The organism is Nonomuraea sp. NPDC050478, assembly GCF_044458265.1.
Lineage (GTDB): Bacteria > Actinomycetota > Actinomycetes > Streptosporangiales > Streptosporangiaceae > Nonomuraea > Nonomuraea ferruginea.
On sequence record NZ_JBITHT010000005.1, the window covers coordinates 81,476 to 100,951 of the forward strand.

At 69.4% G+C, this 19,476-nt stretch carries 21 protein-coding genes; 4 read left to right on the forward strand and 17 right to left on the reverse strand.

The window, feature by feature from the left end:
- Positions 1–36: 36 nt before the first annotated feature.
- From ACIBF7_RS25150 to ACIBF7_RS25210, 13 genes are all read right to left on the reverse strand, one after another.
- Complete coding sequence (locus ACIBF7_RS25150; protein WP_148033773.1) at positions 37–705, reverse strand: ribonuclease HII; 669 nt, start codon at positions 703–705, stop codon at positions 37–39.
- A gap of 39 nt (positions 706–744) precedes the next feature.
- Positions 745–1,335 (reverse strand): signal peptidase I, encoded by a 591-nt coding sequence (gene lepB, locus ACIBF7_RS25155; protein WP_148033774.1) that lies wholly within the window; start codon positions 1,333–1,335, stop codon positions 745–747.
- On the reverse strand, positions 1,335–2,213 hold the full coding sequence (gene lepB, locus ACIBF7_RS25160; protein ID WP_219546585.1) for a signal peptidase I: 879 nt from the start codon (positions 2,211–2,213) through the stop codon (positions 1,335–1,337). The genes lepB (ACIBF7_RS25155) and lepB (ACIBF7_RS25160) overlap by 1 nt, the downstream gene beginning before the upstream one ends.
- A gap of 140 nt (positions 2,214–2,353) precedes the next feature.
- A complete protein-coding gene (gene rplS, locus ACIBF7_RS25165) occupies positions 2,354–2,713 on the reverse strand; it encodes a 50S ribosomal protein L19 (RefSeq protein ID WP_148033776.1) in 360 nt (119 codons plus the stop codon).
- 136 nt (positions 2,714–2,849) lie between these two features.
- Complete coding sequence (gene trmD / locus ACIBF7_RS25170) at positions 2,850–3,629, reverse strand: tRNA (guanosine(37)-N1)-methyltransferase TrmD (protein WP_271275860.1); 780 nt, start codon at positions 3,627–3,629, stop codon at positions 2,850–2,852.
- Positions 3,626–4,129, reverse strand: coding sequence for a ribosome maturation factor RimM (gene rimM / locus ACIBF7_RS25175; RefSeq protein ID WP_148033778.1), 504 nt, complete (start codon positions 4,127–4,129; stop codon positions 3,626–3,628). The genes trmD and rimM overlap by 4 nt, the downstream gene beginning before the upstream one ends.
- Before the next feature lie 71 nt (positions 4,130–4,200).
- Positions 4,201–4,446, reverse strand: coding sequence for an RNA-binding protein (locus ACIBF7_RS25180; RefSeq protein WP_148033779.1), 246 nt, complete (start codon positions 4,444–4,446; stop codon positions 4,201–4,203).
- Position 4,447: 1 nt separating this feature from the next.
- The gene (gene rpsP / locus ACIBF7_RS25185; RefSeq protein ID WP_148033780.1) at positions 4,448–4,888 is read right to left on the reverse strand and encodes a 30S ribosomal protein S16; all 441 of its coding nucleotides are present in this window, start codon (positions 4,886–4,888) and stop codon (positions 4,448–4,450) included.
- 194 nt (positions 4,889–5,082) lie between these two features.
- A complete protein-coding gene (ffh, locus tag ACIBF7_RS25190; RefSeq protein WP_148033781.1) occupies positions 5,083–6,633 on the reverse strand; it encodes a signal recognition particle protein in 1,551 nt (516 codons plus the stop codon).
- Between the two features lie 55 nt (positions 6,634–6,688).
- A complete protein-coding gene (locus ACIBF7_RS25195; RefSeq protein WP_148033782.1) occupies positions 6,689–7,303 on the reverse strand; it encodes an ATP/GTP-binding protein in 615 nt (204 codons plus the stop codon).
- The gene (locus tag ACIBF7_RS25200; protein WP_148033783.1) at positions 7,257–7,658 is read right to left on the reverse strand and encodes a DUF742 domain-containing protein; all 402 of its coding nucleotides are present in this window, start codon (positions 7,656–7,658) and stop codon (positions 7,257–7,259) included. Before ACIBF7_RS25200 ends, ACIBF7_RS25195 begins: the two co-directional genes overlap by 47 nt.
- 5 nt (positions 7,659–7,663) lie before the next feature.
- Positions 7,664–8,086: a roadblock/LC7 domain-containing protein gene (locus ACIBF7_RS25205; protein WP_148033784.1), complete on the reverse strand. Its 423-nt coding sequence runs from the start codon at positions 8,084–8,086 to the stop codon at positions 7,664–7,666.
- Positions 8,083–10,929 carry a nitrate- and nitrite sensing domain-containing protein gene (locus ACIBF7_RS25210; protein WP_397198313.1) on the reverse strand — a complete coding sequence of 949 codons (2,847 nt, stop codon included), beginning with the start codon at positions 10,927–10,929 and terminating at the stop codon, positions 8,083–8,085. Before ACIBF7_RS25210 ends, ACIBF7_RS25205 begins: the two co-directional genes overlap by 4 nt.
- Before the next feature lie 392 nt (positions 10,930–11,321).
- Here ACIBF7_RS25210 and ACIBF7_RS25215 point away from each other — a divergent pair, with 392 nt between their 5' ends.
- From ACIBF7_RS25215 to ACIBF7_RS25230, 4 genes are read left to right on the forward strand one after another with little or no spacing between them, the layout of a single operon-like run.
- On the forward strand, positions 11,322–12,311 hold the full coding sequence (locus ACIBF7_RS25215) for an ABC transporter substrate-binding protein (protein ID WP_261808793.1): 990 nt from the start codon (positions 11,322–11,324) through the stop codon (positions 12,309–12,311).
- Positions 12,308–13,084 carry an ABC transporter permease gene (locus tag ACIBF7_RS25220; protein WP_148033786.1) on the forward strand — a complete coding sequence of 259 codons (777 nt, stop codon included), beginning with the start codon at positions 12,308–12,310 and terminating at the stop codon, positions 13,082–13,084. Before ACIBF7_RS25215 ends, ACIBF7_RS25220 begins: the two co-directional genes overlap by 4 nt.
- Positions 13,081–13,863 carry an ABC transporter permease gene (locus tag ACIBF7_RS25225; RefSeq protein ID WP_219546583.1) on the forward strand — a complete coding sequence of 261 codons (783 nt, stop codon included), beginning with the start codon at positions 13,081–13,083 and terminating at the stop codon, positions 13,861–13,863. Before ACIBF7_RS25220 ends, ACIBF7_RS25225 begins: the two co-directional genes overlap by 4 nt.
- Before the next feature lie 25 nt (positions 13,864–13,888).
- On the forward strand, positions 13,889–14,893 hold the full coding sequence (locus ACIBF7_RS25230; protein ID WP_148033788.1) for a methyltransferase: 1,005 nt from the start codon (positions 13,889–13,891) through the stop codon (positions 14,891–14,893).
- Here the strand turns inward: ACIBF7_RS25230 and ACIBF7_RS25235 are convergent.
- The 4 genes from ACIBF7_RS25235 to ACIBF7_RS25250 all read right to left on the reverse strand — a co-directional run bounded on the left by ACIBF7_RS25235 (position 14,890) and on the right by ACIBF7_RS25250 (position 19,016).
- On the reverse strand, positions 14,890–15,450 hold the full coding sequence (locus tag ACIBF7_RS25235; RefSeq protein ID WP_148033789.1) for an ATP/GTP-binding protein: 561 nt from the start codon (positions 15,448–15,450) through the stop codon (positions 14,890–14,892). The two genes, ACIBF7_RS25230 and ACIBF7_RS25235, sit on opposite strands and share 4 nt — an antisense overlap.
- Positions 15,451–15,457: 7 nt before the next feature.
- Positions 15,458–15,781 carry a DUF742 domain-containing protein gene (locus tag ACIBF7_RS25240; RefSeq protein WP_148034881.1) on the reverse strand — a complete coding sequence of 108 codons (324 nt, stop codon included), beginning with the start codon at positions 15,779–15,781 and terminating at the stop codon, positions 15,458–15,460.
- Between the two features lie 83 nt (positions 15,782–15,864).
- Entirely contained in the window at positions 15,865–16,287 is a 423-nt protein-coding gene (locus ACIBF7_RS25245) for a roadblock/LC7 domain-containing protein (RefSeq protein ID WP_148033790.1), read from the reverse strand.
- Positions 16,284–19,016 (reverse strand): nitrate- and nitrite sensing domain-containing protein, encoded by a 2,733-nt coding sequence (locus ACIBF7_RS25250; RefSeq protein WP_364226563.1) that lies wholly within the window; start codon positions 19,014–19,016, stop codon positions 16,284–16,286. The genes ACIBF7_RS25245 and ACIBF7_RS25250 overlap by 4 nt, the downstream gene beginning before the upstream one ends.
- Between the last annotated feature and the right edge of the window lie 460 nt (positions 19,017–19,476).

The window sequence follows — 19,476 nt, forward strand, 5'->3', positions numbered from 1 at the left end:
GGTCCTCCTGTCGTACCGGTCCCCCGGCGTGCCTGATCAGGCAACCCCGGCCCCCATTTCATTCTCGCCCATCCCCCTAGCCACCGTGACGAAGGAGTAACGGTGGTGCGGGCACGGGCCGTGCGTTTCGAGTGCGAGGCGATGCTGTGGCGTGACGTACCCCTTGTGCTCGGCGAAGCCGTAAAGCGGGAACTCCTCGTCGAGCGCGGCCATCAGCCGGTCCCTCGTCACCTTCGCCACTATCGACGCGGCCGCCACGCAGGCGGCCACCTGGTCCCCCTTCCAGACCGCCAGCGAAGGCGCCGGCAGACCCGGAACCGGGAAGCCATCGGTGAGGATGTATCCCGGATCGCAGGTCAACCGCGCGACCGCCCGCCGCATTCCCGCCACGTTGCACTTGTGGAGCCCCCTGGCGTCGATGACCTCCGGAGGGATGACGACGACGCCGACGTGCGCGGTGGCGAGGATGAGGTCGTGCAGCCGCTCCCGCACGGCGGGTGTGAGCAGCTTGGAGTCGCCCAGCCCCTCGATCGGCTTGCGCAGGATGACGGCGGCGACGACCAGCGGGCCGGCGCACGCGCCACGTCCGGCCTCATCGACTCCGGCGATGGGAGTGAGGCCGCGGCGGGCCAGCGCCCGCTCGTAGGCGTAGAGCCCGGAATCACGCCGGACCACGCTCGGTCGAGGGCGGAACGCTACTGTCATGACACTGGAAGCGTACGCCCCATCCGGCGCAAACCGCGACTACTCGACCCGTGCGAAGCTGTCAGGCTTCGTGAAGATCGTGCCGCGGCCGAGCGGCCAGTAGCGGACGACCGCCGTGCCGATGACGTCGTCGACCGAGATGAAGCCGCCCCCGGGCTCCTCCATGTGGCTGCGCGCGTCGGCGGAGGCGCTGCGGTGGTCGCCCATCAGCCAGAGCTTGCCCTCGGGCACCTTGACGTCGAACTCGTCGCCCGAGGGGTAGTCGTCGGGGTAGAGGTAGGACGACTCGTCGAGCGGCTTGCCGTTGATGGTGATGCGCCGCTTGGAGTCGCAGCACTTGACCTGGTCGCCGCCGACGCCGATCACCCGCTTGATGGTGTCTTCGCCGTTCCAGCCCTTGAACACCACGATGTCGCCGCGCCCGGGCGGCCCGGCGAGCTTGTTGACGAACACCCGGTCGTTGATCTTGAGGGTGTTCTCCATCGACTCCGAGGGGATGTAGAACGATCCGACCACGAAGGCCTGCAGCAACAGGGCGATGCCGATCCCCGTGATCAGCAGGAGGACGGTCTCCCGGAAGCCGCCCTTTTTCTTCTTCTCCAAGGACTCCGCCTTCTCGGTGGCGGCCATCAGCGCTTACTCCGCAGCCAGCGCCTACGGACCAGAACCAGGGGGACGGCCAGCGCGAACCCGGCGACCAGCGGTGTCGCGCCGCTGAGCGCCTGGAGCGCGGGCTGTGCGAACGTTTCGGGGATGGGGATCGTGGTGGCCCGGGAGAACGGCCAGACGATGACGAAGGCCCGCCCGATGACCTGGCTCTCGGGGATGGATCCGCCGCCGGGATCGCCGGTGTGGGAGCGCGAGTCCATGGAGACCTGCCGGTGGTCGCCCATCACCCACAGGTGGCCGGGCGGCACGTCGGTCTCGAACTCCTCGCGCGAGGGCAGGTTGCCCGGGTAGAGGTATGAGCTCTCGTCGAGCGGCACGCCGTTGACGGTGATGCGCTGCTGCTTGTCGCAGCACTCGACGTGGTCGCCGCCGACGCCGATGACCCGCTTGATGTAGTCCTTCTCGCCGGGCACGATGCCGAACGCGGTGCCGACCCACCGGAAGAAGCCCTCGACCGGGTTGCTCGGCTCCTCCATCTGGAACTCGCCGTCCCAGGAGTTGACGCCGGAGAAGACCACGACGTCGCCGCGCTCGATGTCGCGGGTGTGGTAGACGAGCTTGTTGACGAGGACCCGGTCGTTGGTGAGGAGGGTGTTCTCCATCGACTCGGACGGGATGTAGAACGCCTGGATCACGAAGGTCTTGATGATCAGCGCGAGGGCCAGTGCCACGACGACCAGGACGGGGAGCTCCTTCCAGAAGGAGCCCTTCTTTTCCTTCTTCTGGTCTTCGTCGGGCTTCCCGCCTTTTGCCGGTTGGTGAGTCTCTTCGGCGACCACGTCCACCTCGTCCTCGACAGGGCGGCGCGACGCGCCGTACTCCTGGCTCTCGCTAGTCATCGGTGATGAGCCTAGATGATGTGTCGGCTCGACAAGCCTCGACCGACGTTACACCGGGCACGAGTCGCTCCACATAAAGGGAAGGCCCCCGCAAAGGCGGAACGGCCCGCCCCACGGGGCGGGCCGTTCGGACGCCGGGCTCACTTGACGGGCGTCTCACGCTTCTCGCGGATGCGGGCCGCCTTGCCGCGCAGGTCGCGCATGTAGTAGAGCTTGGCGCGGCGCACGTCGCCCCGGCTGGCCACGACGATCTTCTCGATCACCGGGCTGTGCACCGGGAAGGTGCGCTCGACGCCGACGCCGTAGCTGACCTTGCGGACGGTGAAGGTCTCGCGGGCGCCGCCGCCCTGACGGCGGAGCACGAACCCCTTGAAGACCTGGACGCGGGAGCGGTTGCCCTCGACGACGCGTACGTGAACCTCGAGCGTGTCACCGGGACGGAAGTCCGGGACGTCGCTGCGCAGGTTGGCCTTCTCAAGCTCCTGGATCTTCGTGTGCATGAGAGATGCTTCCTCAAGTCTCGCGAGCACGCGGAGGTCCACCCGGCCTGGGCTCATGGCGGACGCGCCTGCTGATTCGGTGAACCCGGGAAGCTTCCCGGGCATGCTGACCAACCACATGGCAGTTGGCGACGCTTCAGTTTGCCACATCTTCCGGAGGGACGCGAAACGCCAGCTCGTCGAGGAGCCGCCGGTCGTGCTTGTCGAGCGTCTCGGCGTCGATCTCCGCCAGCAGCTCGGGCCGGGTCGCGACCGTACGGCGGAGCGCCTGGTCACGGCGCCATCTGGCGACCTTGCCGTGATGCCCGGACAGCAGCACGTCCGGCACCTCGTGACCCCGCCAGACGGGCGGCTTGGTGTAGACCGGGCCTTCGAGCAGGTTGCGCATGGCCCCGGGCGCGAAGGAGTCGTCGACGGCGGAGCGGACGTTGCCGAGCACGCCGGGCAGCAGCCGGCCGATGGCCTCCACCATCACCAGCACCGCCACCTCGCCGCCCGCCAGCACGTAGTCGCCGATGCTCACCTCGTCGACGCGCAGCCGCGAGCCGTACTCGGCCATCACCCGGGAGTCGATGCCCTCGTAGCGGCCGCACGCGAACAGCAGCCACTCCTCCCCCGCCAGCTCCTGGGCCAGCTCCTGGGTGAACGGCCGCCCGCTCGGCGTCGGCACGATCATCCGGGGCCCGCCGTCGCCGATGACGTCGTCGATGGCCTCGCCCCACACCTCCGGCTTCATCACCATGCCGGGGCCGCCGCCGTAAGGGGTGTCGTCGACGGTCTTGTGGACGTCGTGCGCCCAGTCGCGGAGCTGGTGGACGCGGACGTCGAGGGTGCCGCGCTCGCGGGCCTTGCCGATCAGCGAGACGCCGAGCGGCGCGAAGTATTCAGGGAAGATCGAGATGATGTCGAGCCTCACAGCAGGCCTTCCGGCGGATCGACGACGAGCTTGCCGCCCTCCAGATCCACGACGGGGACCAGCGCCTTCACGAACGGGACGAGCGCCTCCTCGCGGCCGCCGCCGCGCCGCACCACGAGCAGGTCCTGGCCGTGGTGGAGGACGTCGGCCACCTCGCCGACGGTCTCGCCGCCGGTGGTCTCGACCGTGAGCCCGATGAGCTGGTGGTCGTGGAACTCGTCGGGGTCGTCGGACGGCTCGACGTCCGAGGAGTCGATGACGAGCAGGGTGCCGCGGAGCTCCTCGGCGCTGTCGCGGTCGGTGACGCCGGCGAGCGAAAGCAGCAGTGCGCCCTTGTGCCAGCGGCTGCTCTCGATCACCAGCGGCCCGCGCTCGGGCGGGTCGGTCGTGAGCGCGTTGCCGACGGCGAAGCGCAGCCCCGGATCGTCGGTGCGCACCTCCACGGTGACGTCACCGCGCACTCCATGGGCACGGCTTATCCGGCCGACGACCAGCTGCACGTGAACCTTCCCTCTCCACAACCACGAGCGCCCCCACCGGGCTTACCGATGAGGGCGCGCGAAACCTGACGTCAACGGACCGCTTCGTGCAGGTCGAGCAGGTCGACCCGGACGTACTTGCCGTCGGCCAGGGCGTTCACGACCGTGCGCAGAGCCTTGGCGGTGCGCCCGCCGCGGCCGATGACCTTGCCCAGGTCGTCAGGGTGCACTCGGACCTCCAGGACGCGCCCGCTGCGGATGCGGCGTGCGCGGACCCGGACATCGTCGGGATGTTCGACGATGCCCTTCACGAGGTGCTCGAGTGCCTCCTCGAGCACGTCAGCCCTCGCCCTCGGACGGGGTCTCGGCGGGGGCCTCGGCCTCGTCCTTCTTCTTGGACCTCTTCGGCGTCGTGGCGGTGGTGGCGGTCTCGCCACCGGCCAGGGCCTCCTTGGCGGCGGCCTCGTAGACGGCGTGCCTGTCGGGCGCCGGCTCGGCCACCTTGAGAGGCGCCGGGGCGGGCTCGCCCTTGAACTTCTGCCAGTCGCCGGTGAGCTTGAGCAGCTTGAGCACCGGCTCGGTCGGCTGCGCGCCGACACCCAGCCAGTAAGCGGCACGCTCACCATTGATCTCGATGCGCGAAGGGTGTTCCTTCGGGTGGTACAGACCGATCTCCTCGATCGCACGGCCGTCACGCTTGGTGCGGCTGTCGGCGACGATGATGCGGTACTGAGCGTTGCGGATCATGCCGAGCCGCTTGAGCTTGATCTTGACTGCCACGGGTGTGGTCTCTCCTGCGTTCACAGACACGAGTGAGCGGCTTCTCATCGAGTGGGGCACGATGCGAGCCCGCTCAAGGGACAAACGTGACCTGCGGGAGGTGAGAGGGCACCCGCCTGGTCACGGTGTTCCAACATGTCATTGTGCCAGACGCCGGACACTGCCCGGGACCCACACGCCCGCCGCCACGAAGATTACTTCTGGCCGGGCAGCCGCAGCTTCGACGGGTCGAAGCCGGGGGGCAGCTCGACGCCCGGAGGCAGCTTGCCGCCGAGGTTGCCCAGCGCGCCGCCCTTCTTGGGCGCGGCGGGGGCCTCGTCGGCCGCGGCCGCCTTGCCGAGCGCGGCCTTGCGCGGGTCGCCGCTCACGCGCCGCCCCTTCTTGGCCTTCTTGGAGGACTTGGCCGCCTTGCCCTTGCCGCCCGGCATGCCGGGGATGCCCATGCCGCCGGCCATCCGCTTCATCATCTTCTGGGCCTCGAAGAAGCGGGTGACCAGGTTGTTGACGGCGCTGACCGTGGTGCCGGAGCCGTTCGCGATGCGGGCCCGCCGGGAGCCGTTGATGATCTTCGGGTCCTGCCGCTCGGCCGGGGTCATCGAACGGATGATGGCGGCGATGCGGTCGAGGTCGCGGTCGTCGATCGAGTTGATCTGGTCGCGCATCTGCCCCATGCCGGGCATCATGCCGAGCAGGTTCTTGATGGGGCCCATCTTCTGGACCATCATCATCTGCTCGAGGAAGTCCTCCAGCGTGAAGTTCTCGCCCGAGGTGAGCTTGCCCGCCATCTTGGCGGCCTGCTCCTCGTCGAACGTCTTCTGGGCCTGCTCGATCAGGGTGAGGATGTCACCCATGTCGAGGATCCTGGAGGCCATCCGGTCGGGGTGGAAGGCGTCGAAGTCTTCCAGCTTCTCGCCGGTGGAGGCGAACATGATCGGGCGGCCGGTGATGTGGCGCACCGACAGGGCCGCGCCGCCGCGGGCGTCGCCGTCGAGCTTGGTGAGCACCACGCCGTCGAAGCCGACGCCGTCCATGAACGCCTGGGCCGTGGTGACGGCGTCCTGGCCGATCATGGCGTCGACCACGAACATGATCTCGTCGGGCTGGACCGCGTCGCGGATGTCGGCGGCCTGCCGCATGAGCTCCTGGTCGATGCCGAGGCGGCCGGCGGTGTCGATGATGACGATGTCGTGCTGCTGGCGCCTGGCCTCGTCGATCGAGCGGCGGGCGACGTCGACCGGGTCGCCGACCCCGTTGCCGGGCTCCGGAGCGTAGACCGCGACCTGCGCGCGCTCACCCATCACCTGGAGCTGCTGCACCGCGTTGGGGCGCTGGAGGTCGGCGGCGACCATCAGCGGCACGTGGCCCTGCTCGCGCAGCCACTTGGCGAGCTTGCCCGCCAGCGTGGTCTTGCCGGAGCCCTGGAGACCGGCGAGCATGATCACGGTCGGCGGCGTCTTGGCGTAACGCAGCCTGCGCGTCTCGCCGCCCAGGATCTCGATCAGCTCGTCGTTGACGATCTTGACGACCTGCTGCGCCGGGTTGAGCGCCTGCGAGACCTCCGCACCGCGGGCGCGCTCCTTGACCCGGGCGACGAACGCCTTGACCACCGGGAGCGCGACATCGGCCTCGAGCAGCGCGATGCGGATCTCGCGGGTGGTCGCGTCGATGTCGGCGTCGGACAGCCGACCCTTGGATCGGAGGGAGGAGAAGACCGATGTCAGCCGGTCGGAAAGCGTCTCGAACACGTGGTTGGCCAGTCCTCGAAGCGAATGTGGGTCTGCTCTCAGCCTATCCGCTTCGCTAGCCGTTCCAGCCTGGCACGGCCATCCGGACCGACAACGCGTGCTCCACGAGGTTGATCAGAGCGCCCTTGACCGAGTCCTTCGTACGCGCGTCGAGACGGAGGAGCGGGATGTGCGGCGCGAGCGTGAGCGCCTCACGGACCTCGTTGTCGCCGTGCGGGTACCGTCCGTCCCAGCCGTTGATGCCCACGATGAAGGGCAGCTTGGCCTCTTCGAAGTAGTCGATGGCCGGGAAGCTGTCGGCGAGCCGGCGCGTGTCGACCAGGACGACCGCGCCGATCGCCCCCTTCACCAGGTCGTCCCACATGAACCAGAACCGGTGCTGCCCGGGCGTGCCGAACAGGTAGAGGATCAGGTCGCGGTCCAGGGACACCCGCCCGAAGTCCATGGCCACCGTGGTGGTCGTCTTGAGCGGGGTCATGCCGAGGTCGTCGATCCCCGCCGACGCGTCGGTCATCACGGCCTCGGTCGTCAGCGGCATGATCTCGGACACGGCGCCGACGAACGTCGTCTTGCCCACCCCGAAGCCGCCGGCCACCACGATCTTCGCCGAGGTGAGCCCGGGGCTAGAGCCTGCGAAGTCCACTGAGCACCCTTTCCAGCAGGTTGACATCCGGCCTGCCCTCGTCCAGCTGCGGCTGGTGCACCCGGACCAGGCCCTCAGCGGCCATGTCGGCGATCAGCACCCGCGCCACGCCCAAGGGCATCCGTAACAGCGCCGACACCTCCGCGACCGACCGCACCTGACGGCAGAGATGGCTGATCGCCTGGTATTCGGGAGTGATGTGGGAGAACTCCCGGTGCTCGGCCGTCGCCGACGACACCAGGGCCTCCATCGCGAGCTTGACCCTGGGCGCGGTCCGCCCGCCGGTCACCGCGTAGGGACGGACCGGCGAGGCCGGGTCGTTGCTCGACGGCGGAGGCGGCTGGGGAGTCCAGCCGCCGCTGTTCCATCTGGGGTCCGTCACCTACATCACCTGGTCTGGCTGGCGCGCAGCTCGGCACGCACCGCCGGGGTCAGCACCTTGCCGGCGCGATCCACCATCAACGTCATCTGGTACGCGACCAGCCCCATGTCACAGTCCGGAGCGGCGAGCACTCCCAGACAGGAACCGTCGCTAATGGACATGATCAGCATGAGCCCCCGTTGCATCTCCACGATCGTCTGGTTCACGGCGCCGCCCTCGAACACCCGGGCCGCGCCCTGGGTCAGGCTCACCAGCCCGGAGGCGATCGCCGCCAGCTGGTCGGCCCGGTCCACCGGAAACCCGGCCGACGTGGCCAGGGGCAGTCCGTCAGACGACACCACCACCGCATGCGCGACACCGGGAACACTGTTGACGAAGTCCGTGACCAACCAGTCCACTCCCCGCGCCGCCTGGCTCAGGTCGTTCACGCGCCCTCCTCCCTGTTCTCCCTCGGGTCAGAGACGTTCGCCCTGCCCTCGCTGATGTCGTCGCGTGCCGCACGGAAGCCCTTCTGGAAGCTCGCCAGCCGGCTGCGCACCCGGTCCGGTGAGATCGCGGGCATCGGGGCGACCCCCTTGGGCGCCGCGGCCGTGTCGGCCGAGCCCGGCACCAGGTTCGCCTTCGGCACCCGCTTGGGCAACCCTGAGGCCGTCGCGCCGTCCCGTACGGGTTCGGCCGCCGCCTGCGCCGCGGTCCATCCCGCGTCCGCCTTGGCCGACCCCCACGCGCCGCTGCTGCCACCGCGCTCGAACCAGGCCGACTCCACCGAGGCGAAGATCGGCAGGTAGTCGTCCCCTCCCGAGGAGGCGTTGACCGCGGGCATGGGGCCGGTGGCCCCCGACTCGGCCGTCTCCGGGAAGTCGTACGACTGCTTGCCGCGGTTGGCCGGGTTCCTGGTCGGCAGCGGGTCGGCGGGCCGCTCGATCGGCGGCGCCTGCTCGTTCGTCCAGCTGCCGGGGACGCGCGAGGGGATCCACACGTCGTCGGTGTCGAACCCGCCGCCGCCGCGCGGATCGGACGGCCACGCGCCCGAGCCGCCGCCGTTGGACGGCCACTGCACGTTGGTGGCGGGCCAGGAGCCGCTGGGTTCCGCGCTCCCCGGGTACGAGGGGTGCGCCGGGCTCATCTGGAAGCCGTTGTCGCCCCACTGGGGCACGGGCGGCGGCGAGGTGAAGGCCTCGGCCCGGGCGCGCTGCATGCCGGCCAGCGCCCCGGCGGCGCCGGCCGCGCCGTCGAAGCCCTGCGTCTGCGCGCCCAGCAGGCTCTCGGGCACCAGCACCATCGCGGTGAGCCCGCCGCCGCTCTGCGTCCTGAGCTGTACGCGGATGCCGTGCCGCTGTGCCAGCCGGGAGACCACGAACAGGCCCATGCGGCGCGAGACCGAGACGTCCACGGCCACGGTCTGGGCGAGCCGTTCGTTGGCCTGGACGAGTTCTTCCTGGGTCATGCCGATGCCGGAGTCGCTGATGGACAGCATCACGCCGCCGCCGTCGATCCGGCTGCCGGACACCGTCACCCGGGTCTCGCGCGGGGAGAACGACAGCGCGTTCTCCACCAGCTCGGCGATCAGGTGGATGACGTCGTTGACGGCCTGGCCGGCGACGGAGACGCCGTCGGGGACCTGGAGCACGACCCGCTCGTAGTTCTCGACCTCGGAGAGCGAGGCGCGGGCCACGTCGACCATCTTGACGGGCTGGCTCCACCGGCGGGGCGGCTCCTGGCCGGCGAGGACCAGCAGGTTCTCGGAGTTGCGGCGCATGCGGGTGGCCAGGTGATCCAGCTTGAACAGGTTGGCCAGCCGCTGCTCGTCCTGCTCGCCCTGCTCCAGGCCGTCGATCAGGGTGATCTGCCGCTCGACCAGCGTCTGGCTGCGCCGCGACAGGTTCACGAACATCGCGTTGACGTTGGCCCGCAGGCGGGACTCCTCGCCCGCCAGCCGCACCGCTTCCCGGTGCACCTCGTCGAACGCCCGCGCGACTTCACCGATCTCGTCCTTGGAGGAGATCTGGATGGGCGGCACGTGCAGCGACTCCGGATCCGCCTCGCCCTCGCGCAGCTGACGCACCAGGCCGGGCAGCGTCTTGCCGGCGACCTTGAGCGCGTCCCCGCGCAGTCGCCTCAGCGGCCGTACGAGCGAGCGCGCCATGACGGCGGTGACCACGAGGACCAGCGCCAGCAGCAGGATGACCAGGCCGATGCTGAAGGCGGCCGCCTGCCGGTCGGCGCCCTGCAGGTCGGCGCTGCGGGTGGCGATCTGCTGCGAGAGGGCCTTCTGCACCTCGTTCTGCTTGTCGACCGTCCGCGTGATGGAGTCGTACCACTTGTCGACGTCCTTGGTGGTCGTGGTGTCCAGGCGCTGCAGCGCCGTCCCCGCGTTGTGCAGGAAGATCGCGCGGTTGGCGTAGAACTCGGCCCGGCCGACCTCGACGCTGGTGACCGTGTTGTCGAAGTGCTGGCGCTGGGCCGGCGTGGCGGCGCTGCGGAAGGTCGCCCGCTCGCTCTCGCGGCGGGCGCGGGCATCGACGAAGGCGTTGAACTCGGGTCCGGTGAACTCGTTCTTCAGCAGCGCGGCGGACAGCAGCGCGCGCTGCTTGGAGGTCTCCTCCTCGGCCCGCGCCACGGCGCGCATGGCCGTGCTGGTCGAGGTGATCTGCTCGTCGGCCGCCCCCTGGCCGACCTCGTCGAAGAGCTGCAGCAGATCGCTGATGACCTCGCTGTACTTCTCGATGGTCGGCAGCGGCGGGAGCTGGCTTCCCTGGATCGTCTTGCGCATCGTGGGCAGCTGCCCGAGCCGGAAGCGGGTGAGTTCCAGACGCCTCTGGCCCAGATCCGACAGCAGGCCCTGGGCGGAGCCCGAAATCCCGAGTAAGCGCTTGGCGCTGGCGTCGACGATGTCCTGCTGCGTGGTCAGCGGCTGCAGTTCGCCCTGTCTGCGATTGGAGGCGACGTAGCGGGCGGCCCGGTCGCGCTCGACCGCCAGGTTGTGCGCGAGCTCCCCGACACTGCTCATCAGCGTGTTGACCTCACCGACCTGCGCGTACTGCTGGGCGCTGCCGATGGAGGTGCCGACGCGCAGCGCGCCGAGGAGGACGCCGACGATCGTCGGGATGGCGATGAGGGCGATGAGGCGGGTCCGTACTCGCCAGTTACGCAGAGCGAACGAGCTGCCCGGCTTGGGCAGCGGCCGGTCCGCCGGCGCCAGCGTGGAAACGGGCGGTCCCGGCAGGTCTTGCGCCCTGCTACGACCGGAATCGGTCGCTGGTGTCCTCACTGTGGCAACCTCTCGCCATAGCCTGCTGCTTAGTGGGGATCACGCGCATTTGGCACGCCGACGCGTGATCGCAGGCAAGTTCGGTGCCCAATTTGAGCACAAACCTCATAGTTGAGCCAACGCCTCACGAGTTTTCCATCGTCCAGAGGGCCGCTTTGTTCGAGCCGCTAGCTTCCGTTTACGGAGAGCTACGATCTTCCAATTCGGACATATGACCCTTTAGATGACAGAAAGTAATATATGCGACTATAAAGCGAGAAGTCGTGTTAAGCAGAAAAGTAGGGGATTCGAGACGGATCGGCTTCAGCTCTGATCTCCCCTCCGGTACGCTTCACGCCCGGCGATCGAATGCCGCGCTCCAATAGCTTCCCCCCTGGTAGGAGACCTTCCCCATGACACGCAACCTGCGCTGTCGCGCCATTGCCGTCGGCGCCGCAGTCGCACTCGCCCTTACCGCCTGTGGCAGCGGCGGCGAGTCCCCCGACACGACGGCCAACGCCGACGGTCTGGAAAAGACCACCATCAAGGTGGGGGCCCTCCCCATTCCCGACCCCGTGTCGCTCTATATCGCGAACGCCAAGGGCTACTTCAAGGAGGAGGGCCTCACGGTCGAGCCGGTCATCATTACCGGTGGCGCGGCCGCGATCCCGCAAGTGGAGAACGGCTCACTCGACATCTCCATGACGAACTACGTCTCGACCTTCTCCGCGGTCGAGGCCGGCAAGAAGCTCAAGCTCGTCGCGGACATGTACCAGGCCGCTGAAAACAACTTCAACATCATGGTCCCGAAGGACTCGCCGATTAACGCGGTGGCGGACCTCAAGGGCAAGACCATCCTGGTCAACAACCTGCGCAACGTCGCCACGCTTGCCGTGACGACGCAGCTGAAGGTCGCCGGTCTTACTGAAAACGACGTCAAATTCGCGGAGAAGCCGTTCCCCGAGATGGGCAACGCCATCGCGAGCGGCCAGGCCGACGCCGGCTGGATCACCGAGCCGTTCATCACCGCGACGCAGAGCCAGCTCGGCTTCCGCAAGCTCGCCGACACGATGACCGGTGAGACCGAGAACCTGCCCATCGCCGGCTGGATGGCCACCGAGGAGTGGGCGCAGAAGCACCCGAAGACGCTGGCCGCCTTCCAGCGCGCGATCTCCAAGGCCCAGACCCTCGCCTCCAGCGACCGCAAGGAGATCGAGGCGATGATCCCGACGTACACGAAGATCACGCCGGAGGTCGCGTCGGTGATCACGCTCGGCACCTACCCGAGCGAGCTGAACGCCGACCGGCTGCAGAAGGTCGCCGACCTGATGCTCGAGTACAAGTACCTCGAGAAGCCGATCGACGTGAAGTCGATCATCGTGGCTCCCCCAGCAGCAGGATGAGAAGTGCCCAACTGACCCGCGGCGCCATCGGCGTCGCGGGCTTCCTCATTCTCGGCGAGCTGGTCGTCAGACTCTGGGTGTCCCGGACGTTCGACTTCCCGGCTCCGTCGGTGATCCTGTACGAAGCCGCGCTCCTCCTGGCGGACCCCGAGTTCCTCGAAGGAATGCTGGTCACGATCGGCAACTGGGCGCTCGGCCTGCTGGTCGCGATCGGCGTCGGGGTGCCGCTGGGCGTGCTGCTCGGCGCGCTGCCCCGGGCGGAGCAGGCGGTCCGGCCGCTGCTGGAGTTCATGCGGCCGATCCCGTCGGTGGCGATCATCCCGCTGGCGATCCTGCTCATCCCCGAAGACTCGCTGATGAAGGTCTCGGTCATCGTCTACGCGTCGCTGTGGCCGATCCTCATCAACACCCTGTACGGCATGCACGACGTCGACCCGCTGGCCAAGGAGTCGATGCGGACCTTCGGGTTCGGCCCGCTGGCGGTGCTGGCCCGGGTCAGCCTGCCCAGCGCCGCGCCGTTCATGGCGACCGGCGTGCGGATCGCCGCCGGGATCGCGCTGGTGCTGGCCGTGAGCGCGGAGCTGCTGGCCGGCGGCGTCAACGGCATCGGCGTGTTCGCGGTCGCGGCCGGCTCGGGCAACCGGATGGACCTGATCATGGCGGCCACGCTGTGGGCCGGGATCTTCGGAGTGGTGGCGAACCTGGCGTTGCAGACGGCCGAGCGGCGCCTGTTCCGCTGGCACTGGCTGCGGACGGGAGGGGCGCGGACGTGAAAGTGCTCAACCGGCTCTGGTTCGTACCCCTGGTGATAGTCGCCTGGGAGCTGGTCACCCGTTTCGTCTACGTGGACGACGACTTCCCGCCTCCCAGCGAGATCGTCGTGCGGATGTACGAGCTGTGGTTCTCGGGACCGGCCTCCCGGCTGTTCCTCACCGATGACGCGTTCGCCAACATCATGCCCAGCCTCGGCCGCATGTTCGGCGGCTGGGTCCTCGCCTCGCTGATCGGCGTGGTGGTGGGGGTGGTCCTGGGGCGCTCGCGCACCATCTCCGGGTACGTGGACGGGCTGATCGAGTTCGGCCGGGCGGTGCCGCCGCCGATGCTGCTGCCGCTGTTCCTCGTGCTGTTCCAGTCGGGCCTGGCGACGCAGCTGGCCACGATCGTGTTCGGCGTCATCTGGCCGGTGCTGCTCAACAGCATCGACGGCGCCCGGTCGGTGGACCGCACCTACACCGAGACCGCCACCGTGTTCGGGCTGTCGAAGGCCCAGCATCTGCGGGTGGTCGTCATCCCCGCGGCGTCACCGAAGATCTTCGCCGGGCTGCGGCTGAGCCTGTCGCTGGCGCTGATCCTCATGGTGCTCTCGGAGATCTTCGGCGGCACCGACGGCATCGGCTACCAGATGCTGCAGGCGCAGCGGAGCTTCGACGCGGCCGGCGTCTGGTCGGCGATCGCGCTGCTCGGCGTGCTCGGCTATCTGGTGAACGCGCTGTTCGTGCTGGCCGAACGGCGGGTCCTGGTCTGGCACCGCCAGGCCACCCGCAGACCATGACGATACGAGATCGAGAAAGGAATCCATGCGTCACTCCGACGACCTCATCTGGGACGCGATGGCGGATCTTTCCCGCTTCGCGGCCCTGCTGACCATGGCCGAGCTGGGCGTGGCCGACGAGCTGGCCCACGGCCCGCTCGAGCCGGCCGAGCTGGCCAGGCGGTGCGAGGCGGATCCGCGCGCGCTCCGCAGGGTGCTGCGCGAGCTGGCGGCCATGGGCCTGGTGCGGCGTGCCGGAGACGACCGTTACGACCTCTCCGAACGGGGCACCGCGCTGCGCTCGGACGTCCCCGGCTCGCTGCGCTCGTCGATCCGGATGCTGGGCGACGAGAGGCTCTGGTATGCGATGGGCAACCTGCCCGCCACCGTCCGCTCGGGATCGTCGGCGCTCACGGCCCGCTACGGCCCTCTCTACGAGAGCCTGGCCACCGACCCCGAGGCGAGCAGGATCTTCGGCGAATACATGTCGACCAGGGCGATCCCGTTCATCGAGGGCCTGGTGAAAGGCTACGACTTCACCGGCGTGCACAGCCTGGTGGACGTGGGCGGCGGGCGGGGACACATCCTGTCGGCGATCCTGCGGGCCAACCCCGAGATGCGCGGAGTGCTGCTCGACCGGGAGCACGTCGTCGAGCAGGCCAGGCAGGCGCTCGCGGACGACGGTCTGGCCGGCCGCTGCGAGCTGGTGCCGGGCGACTTCTTCCGGTCGGTCCCGGAGGGCCGGGACGCCTACCTGCTCGGCAGCGTGCTGCACAACTGGGACGACGAGGACGCGGTGGCGATCCTGCGCACGGTGCGTCAGGCGATGAGCCCGACCGGCCGGGTGCTGATCCTGGAGATCGTGCTGCCCGACGACGACGCTCCCCACCTGGGCAAGGACCTCGACATGCGGATGCTCGCCGTCTTCGACGGCGGCGCCGAGCGCAGCAGGGCGGAGTACGGTGCGCTGCTCGCCCGCGCGGACCTCACCCTGACCAGGGTCGTCGGCCTGGAGGCCGCCGCCAGCGTGATCGAGGCGGTTCCCGCCTAGCCGTTCCAGCCGGGGACGGCGGTGCGCACGGTCAGGGCGTGCTCGACCAGGTGGATGAGCGCGCCCTTCACCGATTCCTTGGAGCGCGCGTCCAGGCGGATGAGCGGGATGTGCGGGACCAGCGAGAGCGCGTCGCGGACCTCGCTGTCGGGGTGCGGATACTGCCCGTCCCAGCCGTTGACGCCCACGATGAACGGCAGCTGGGCCTCCTCGAAGTAGTCGATCGCCGGGAAGCTGTCGGCCAGCCGCCGCGTGTCGACCAGCACCACGGCCCCGATCGCGCCGCGCACCAGGTCGTCCCACATGAACCAGAACCGGTGCTGACCCGGCGTGCCGAACAGGTAGAGGATCAGGTCACGGTCCAGGGACACCCGCCCGAAGTCCATGGCCACGGTCGTGGTCGACTTCAGCGGCGTCATGCCAAGGTCGTCGATCCCCGCCGACGCGTCGGTCATCACGGCCTCGGTCGTCAACGGCATGATCTCCGACACGGCGCCGACGAACGTCGTCTTGCCCACCCCGAAGCCGCCGGCCACCACTATTTTGGTCGAGGTCAATTCCCCGCTAGAGCCTGCGAAGTCCACTGAGCACCCTTTCCAGCAAGTTGACGTCCGGACGGCCGGCATCCAGCTGCGGCTGGTGCACGCGTACGAGCCCTTCAGCCGCCATGTCGGCGATCAGCACCCGCGCCACCCCCAACGGGATGTGCAGCAGAGCCGACACCTCGGCGACCGACCGCACCTGACGACACAATCGGGAAATCGCTTGATATTCAGGGGTTATATGGGAGAACTCCCGGTGTTCGGCGGTGGCCGACGACACCAGCGCCTCCATCGCCAGCTTGACCCGCGGCGCCGTCCGCCCGCCGGTCACCGCGTAAGGCCGCACCGGCGACGCCGGGTCGGCCTGCGATCGGGGCGGGAGGCCCTGCTCCCAGCCGCCGCTGTTCCACCGCGAATCCGTCACCCGCATCACCTGGTCTGGGCCGCGCGCAGTTCCGCACGCACCGCGGGCGTGAGCACTTGCCCCGCCCGGTCCACCATCAAGGTCATCTGGTACGCCACCAGGCCCATGTCGCAGTCGGGGGCGGCCAGCACCGCCAGGCAGGAGCCGTCCGAGACCGACATGATGAGCATCAGCCCCCGCTGCATCTCGACGATGGTCTGCGCCACCCCGCCGCCTTCGAACACCCGGGCCGCTCCCGCGGTCAGCGACACCAGGCCGGACGCGATGGCCGCGAGCTGATCAGCCCTGTCCGCGGGGAACCCCGACGAGGCCGCCAGCGGCAGCCCGTCGGAGGAGACCACCACGGCGTGCGCCACGCCCGGCACCGTGCTGACGAAATCGGTGATCAACCAGTCCACGCCACGTGCGGCATGGCTCAGCTCGTTCATAGGTCCTCGCCTGTGTCGTCGTTCCTGCCGTTGATGCCGCCGAAGGTGTTCCCTCCGGACGCGTTCCCGCCGAAGGCCGGGCCGGGCGGGGGCGTGTTCGCCGGTGTCCGGCCGCCGTTGATGTCGTCGCGCGCCGCGCGGAAGCCCTGCTGGAAGCTCGACAGCCGGGAGCGGGTCCGATCCGGCGAGACGGCGGGCACCGGCATGACGCCCTTGGGCGCCGACGCGGTCTCGGCCGAGCCGGGCACCAGGTTCGCCCTGGGCACCCGCTTGGGCAGCCCGGCCGCGGTCGAGCCGTCGCGTACCGGCTCCACGGCCGCCTGCGCCGCCGACCAGCCCTCGTCCGCCTTCGACGAGCTCCAGCTCGAACCGCCGCGCTCGAACCAGGCCGACTCCACCGCGGCGTAGATCGGCAGGTAGTCGTCCCCGCTGCCGGAGGAGCCGGGGCCGACGGCCGGGAGCGGGCCGGTGGACGGCTCGCTGCCGGGGAACTCGTACTTCGGCCGCTCCGGCGGGTCGATGCGCTCGCCGTACGCGTAGCCCATGGGCTGCCGCTGGTCGGGCATGCCACGGCGGGGCATCGGCGGGTTGCCGCCGTTCCATCCGGGGGTGCGCGGGGGCACCCAGTCGTTGGTCTCGTACGACCCGCCGCCGCCCCGGCTGGGCTCCGGCCAGCTTCCGTCCGGCGGCCACGGCGGGGCCGGCCAGACGGAGCCGACGCCGTCCGCTCCGACGTCGGGGCCTGGGAAGGAGGGGTGTCCGGGGCCCATCGGGAAGACGTTGAGCGGCATCGGCGCGGGCTGGGGCCCGGTGTACGCGTCGCCCTGGCCGCCGGACGCGCCCGCGAGGGCGGCCGACTGGGCGAGCAGCGACTCGGGGATGAGCACCATCGCGGTCAGCCCGCCCGAGGCGTGCGGGCGCAACTGCACCCGGACGCCGTGCCGGTGCGCCAGCCTGGCCACCACGTACAGGCCCATGCGGCGCGAGACCGCGACGTCCATGCCGGGCGTGTCCGTCAGCCGTTCGTTGGCCTGGGCGAGCTCTTCCTGGGTCATGCCGATGCCGGAGTCGGTGATCGACAGCATCACGCCGCCGCCGTCGATCCGGCTGCCCGAGAGGGTCACGCGGGTCTCGCGCGGGGAGAAGGACAGCGCGTTCTCCACCAGCTCGGCCAGCAGGTGGATCACGTCGTTGACGGCCTGTCCGGCGATCGACACCCCGTCGGGGACCTGGAGCACCACCCGCTCGTATCCCTCCACCTCCGACAGCGAGGCGCGGGCCACATCGACCATCTTGACCGGCTGGCTCCACCGGCGGGGCGGGTCCTGACCGGCGAGGACCAGCAGGTTCTCGGAGTTGCGGCGCATGCGGGTGGCCAGGTGATCCAGCTTGAACAGGTTGGCCAGCCGCTGCTCGTCCTGCTCGCCCTGCTCCAGGCCGTCGATCAGGGTGATCTGCCGCTCTACCAGCGTCTGGCTGCGCCGCGACAGGTTGACGAACATCGCGTTGACGTTGGCGCGCAGCCGCGCCTCCTCGCCCGCCAGCCGCACCGCCTCCCGGTGCACCTCGTCGAACGCCCGCGCCACCTCGCCGATCTCGTCCTCGGTCTTGACCCCGATCGGCGCGACGGGGGCGGGCGTCGCGTCACCGCTGTCGCGCAGCGTGCGCACGGTCTCCGGCAGGCGGTGGTTGGCCACGTCCAGCGCCTCGCGGCGCAGCCTCCGCAGCGGCCTGATCAGGGAGCGGGCGATGAGCGTGATGACGGCGAGCACCACGAGCAGCAGGATCATGATGAGCCCGGCCGAGATCAGCGCGGCCCTGTTGGCGCCGTCCTCCAGCGCGCGGGCGCGCAGGATGAGGGAGGAGGACAGCGAGGTCTCCACCTTCCGCATCGCCTCGATCTTGCCGGAGCTCACGTCGAACCAGGTGGCGACGTCCTTGGCCGGGTCGGTGCCGATGCTCAGCGGCCGGTTCTGCGCCGACTGCGCGATGGCCCGCAACCGGAACAGGTCGGTCTGGTCGATGTCCTGGCCCACGACCACGTTGCGGAAGAGTTCGAGCTGGTCCTGCGTCGCCAGCGTGGCGAAGAGCGTCTCCTCGCTCTCCTCCCGCGCCTTGGACGTGGTGAGGGAGTCCAGCTCGCCGGCGTCGAAGCTCTTCTTGTCCAGCGCGCTGGCCAGGATGCCGCGCTGTCTGGACGCCTGCTCCTTGGCCCGCGCGATCGCCGCCATGGCGCCCGCGGTGTGCGCGACCACGTCGTCGACGGCGACCTGGCCGAGCTGGTCGTGGAACTGCAGGATGCCCGCGTTGATCTGGGAGTACTTGACGATCGTCGGCAACGGCTGGATCTTGCCCTCGACGGCGGTGTCGCGCAGCGCCCGGATCTCCTCCAGCCTGCGCAGCACCGGGCGGACGGCGTCGCCGTGGGTGTCGTTCACGGCGGTGGCGCGCTGCCTGACGTCCGCGATGAGGTCGTCGACCTCGTTGTGGATGCCGCGCAGCTGCGGCTCGCGCACGTCGGGCCTGCCCTGGGCGATGTAGAGAGCGGTCTCGTCCCGCTCGGCGGCGAGCGCGTGGGAGACCGCGCCGAGCGACTCGCTCAGCTCGGCGACCTCGCGCAGGGTCTGGTACGTGTTCGCGTCCTGGAGCGAGGTGATCACGTTCAGGCCGCCCAGGGCGACGCCCACGGCCGTGGGCACCGCGATGAGCGCGACCAGGCGTGATCGCACGTGCCAGTTGCCCAGACGGAATCTGCTCGGGAAAGGTCTGGTCCGGTGTCGGTCCTGGTGGCCGTGCGGTTCGCGGTCAACGGAAGCTACAGCACCCTGCTTACTCACTGCCTTCGCAACCTCTCGCCCCGGACGGGGAATCTCGATGACCATTGCGGGTGGGGGCTCATTGACTATCGAGATGAGGGCCATTTCGAGCACGGGGCGCCTAATCGTCCCCGATATCGCGACACGGTCACCAGACCGCCCATCACGTCATGAGAAATGAGGGCAGCCGACTCACAGCTCGTATTGGCCGATCATCGAACGCATCACCAGTATCGGGAACCCACCCATCACCTCCTTCACCGCCCGACCCGAGCCCCTCAACCCCAGTCAAGGCAGGCGAAAGCACGAAGATTGTTAATTGTTCAAGCCAATCACCACGATAGAACGTCAAACCGGCAATGCAACCATAAGT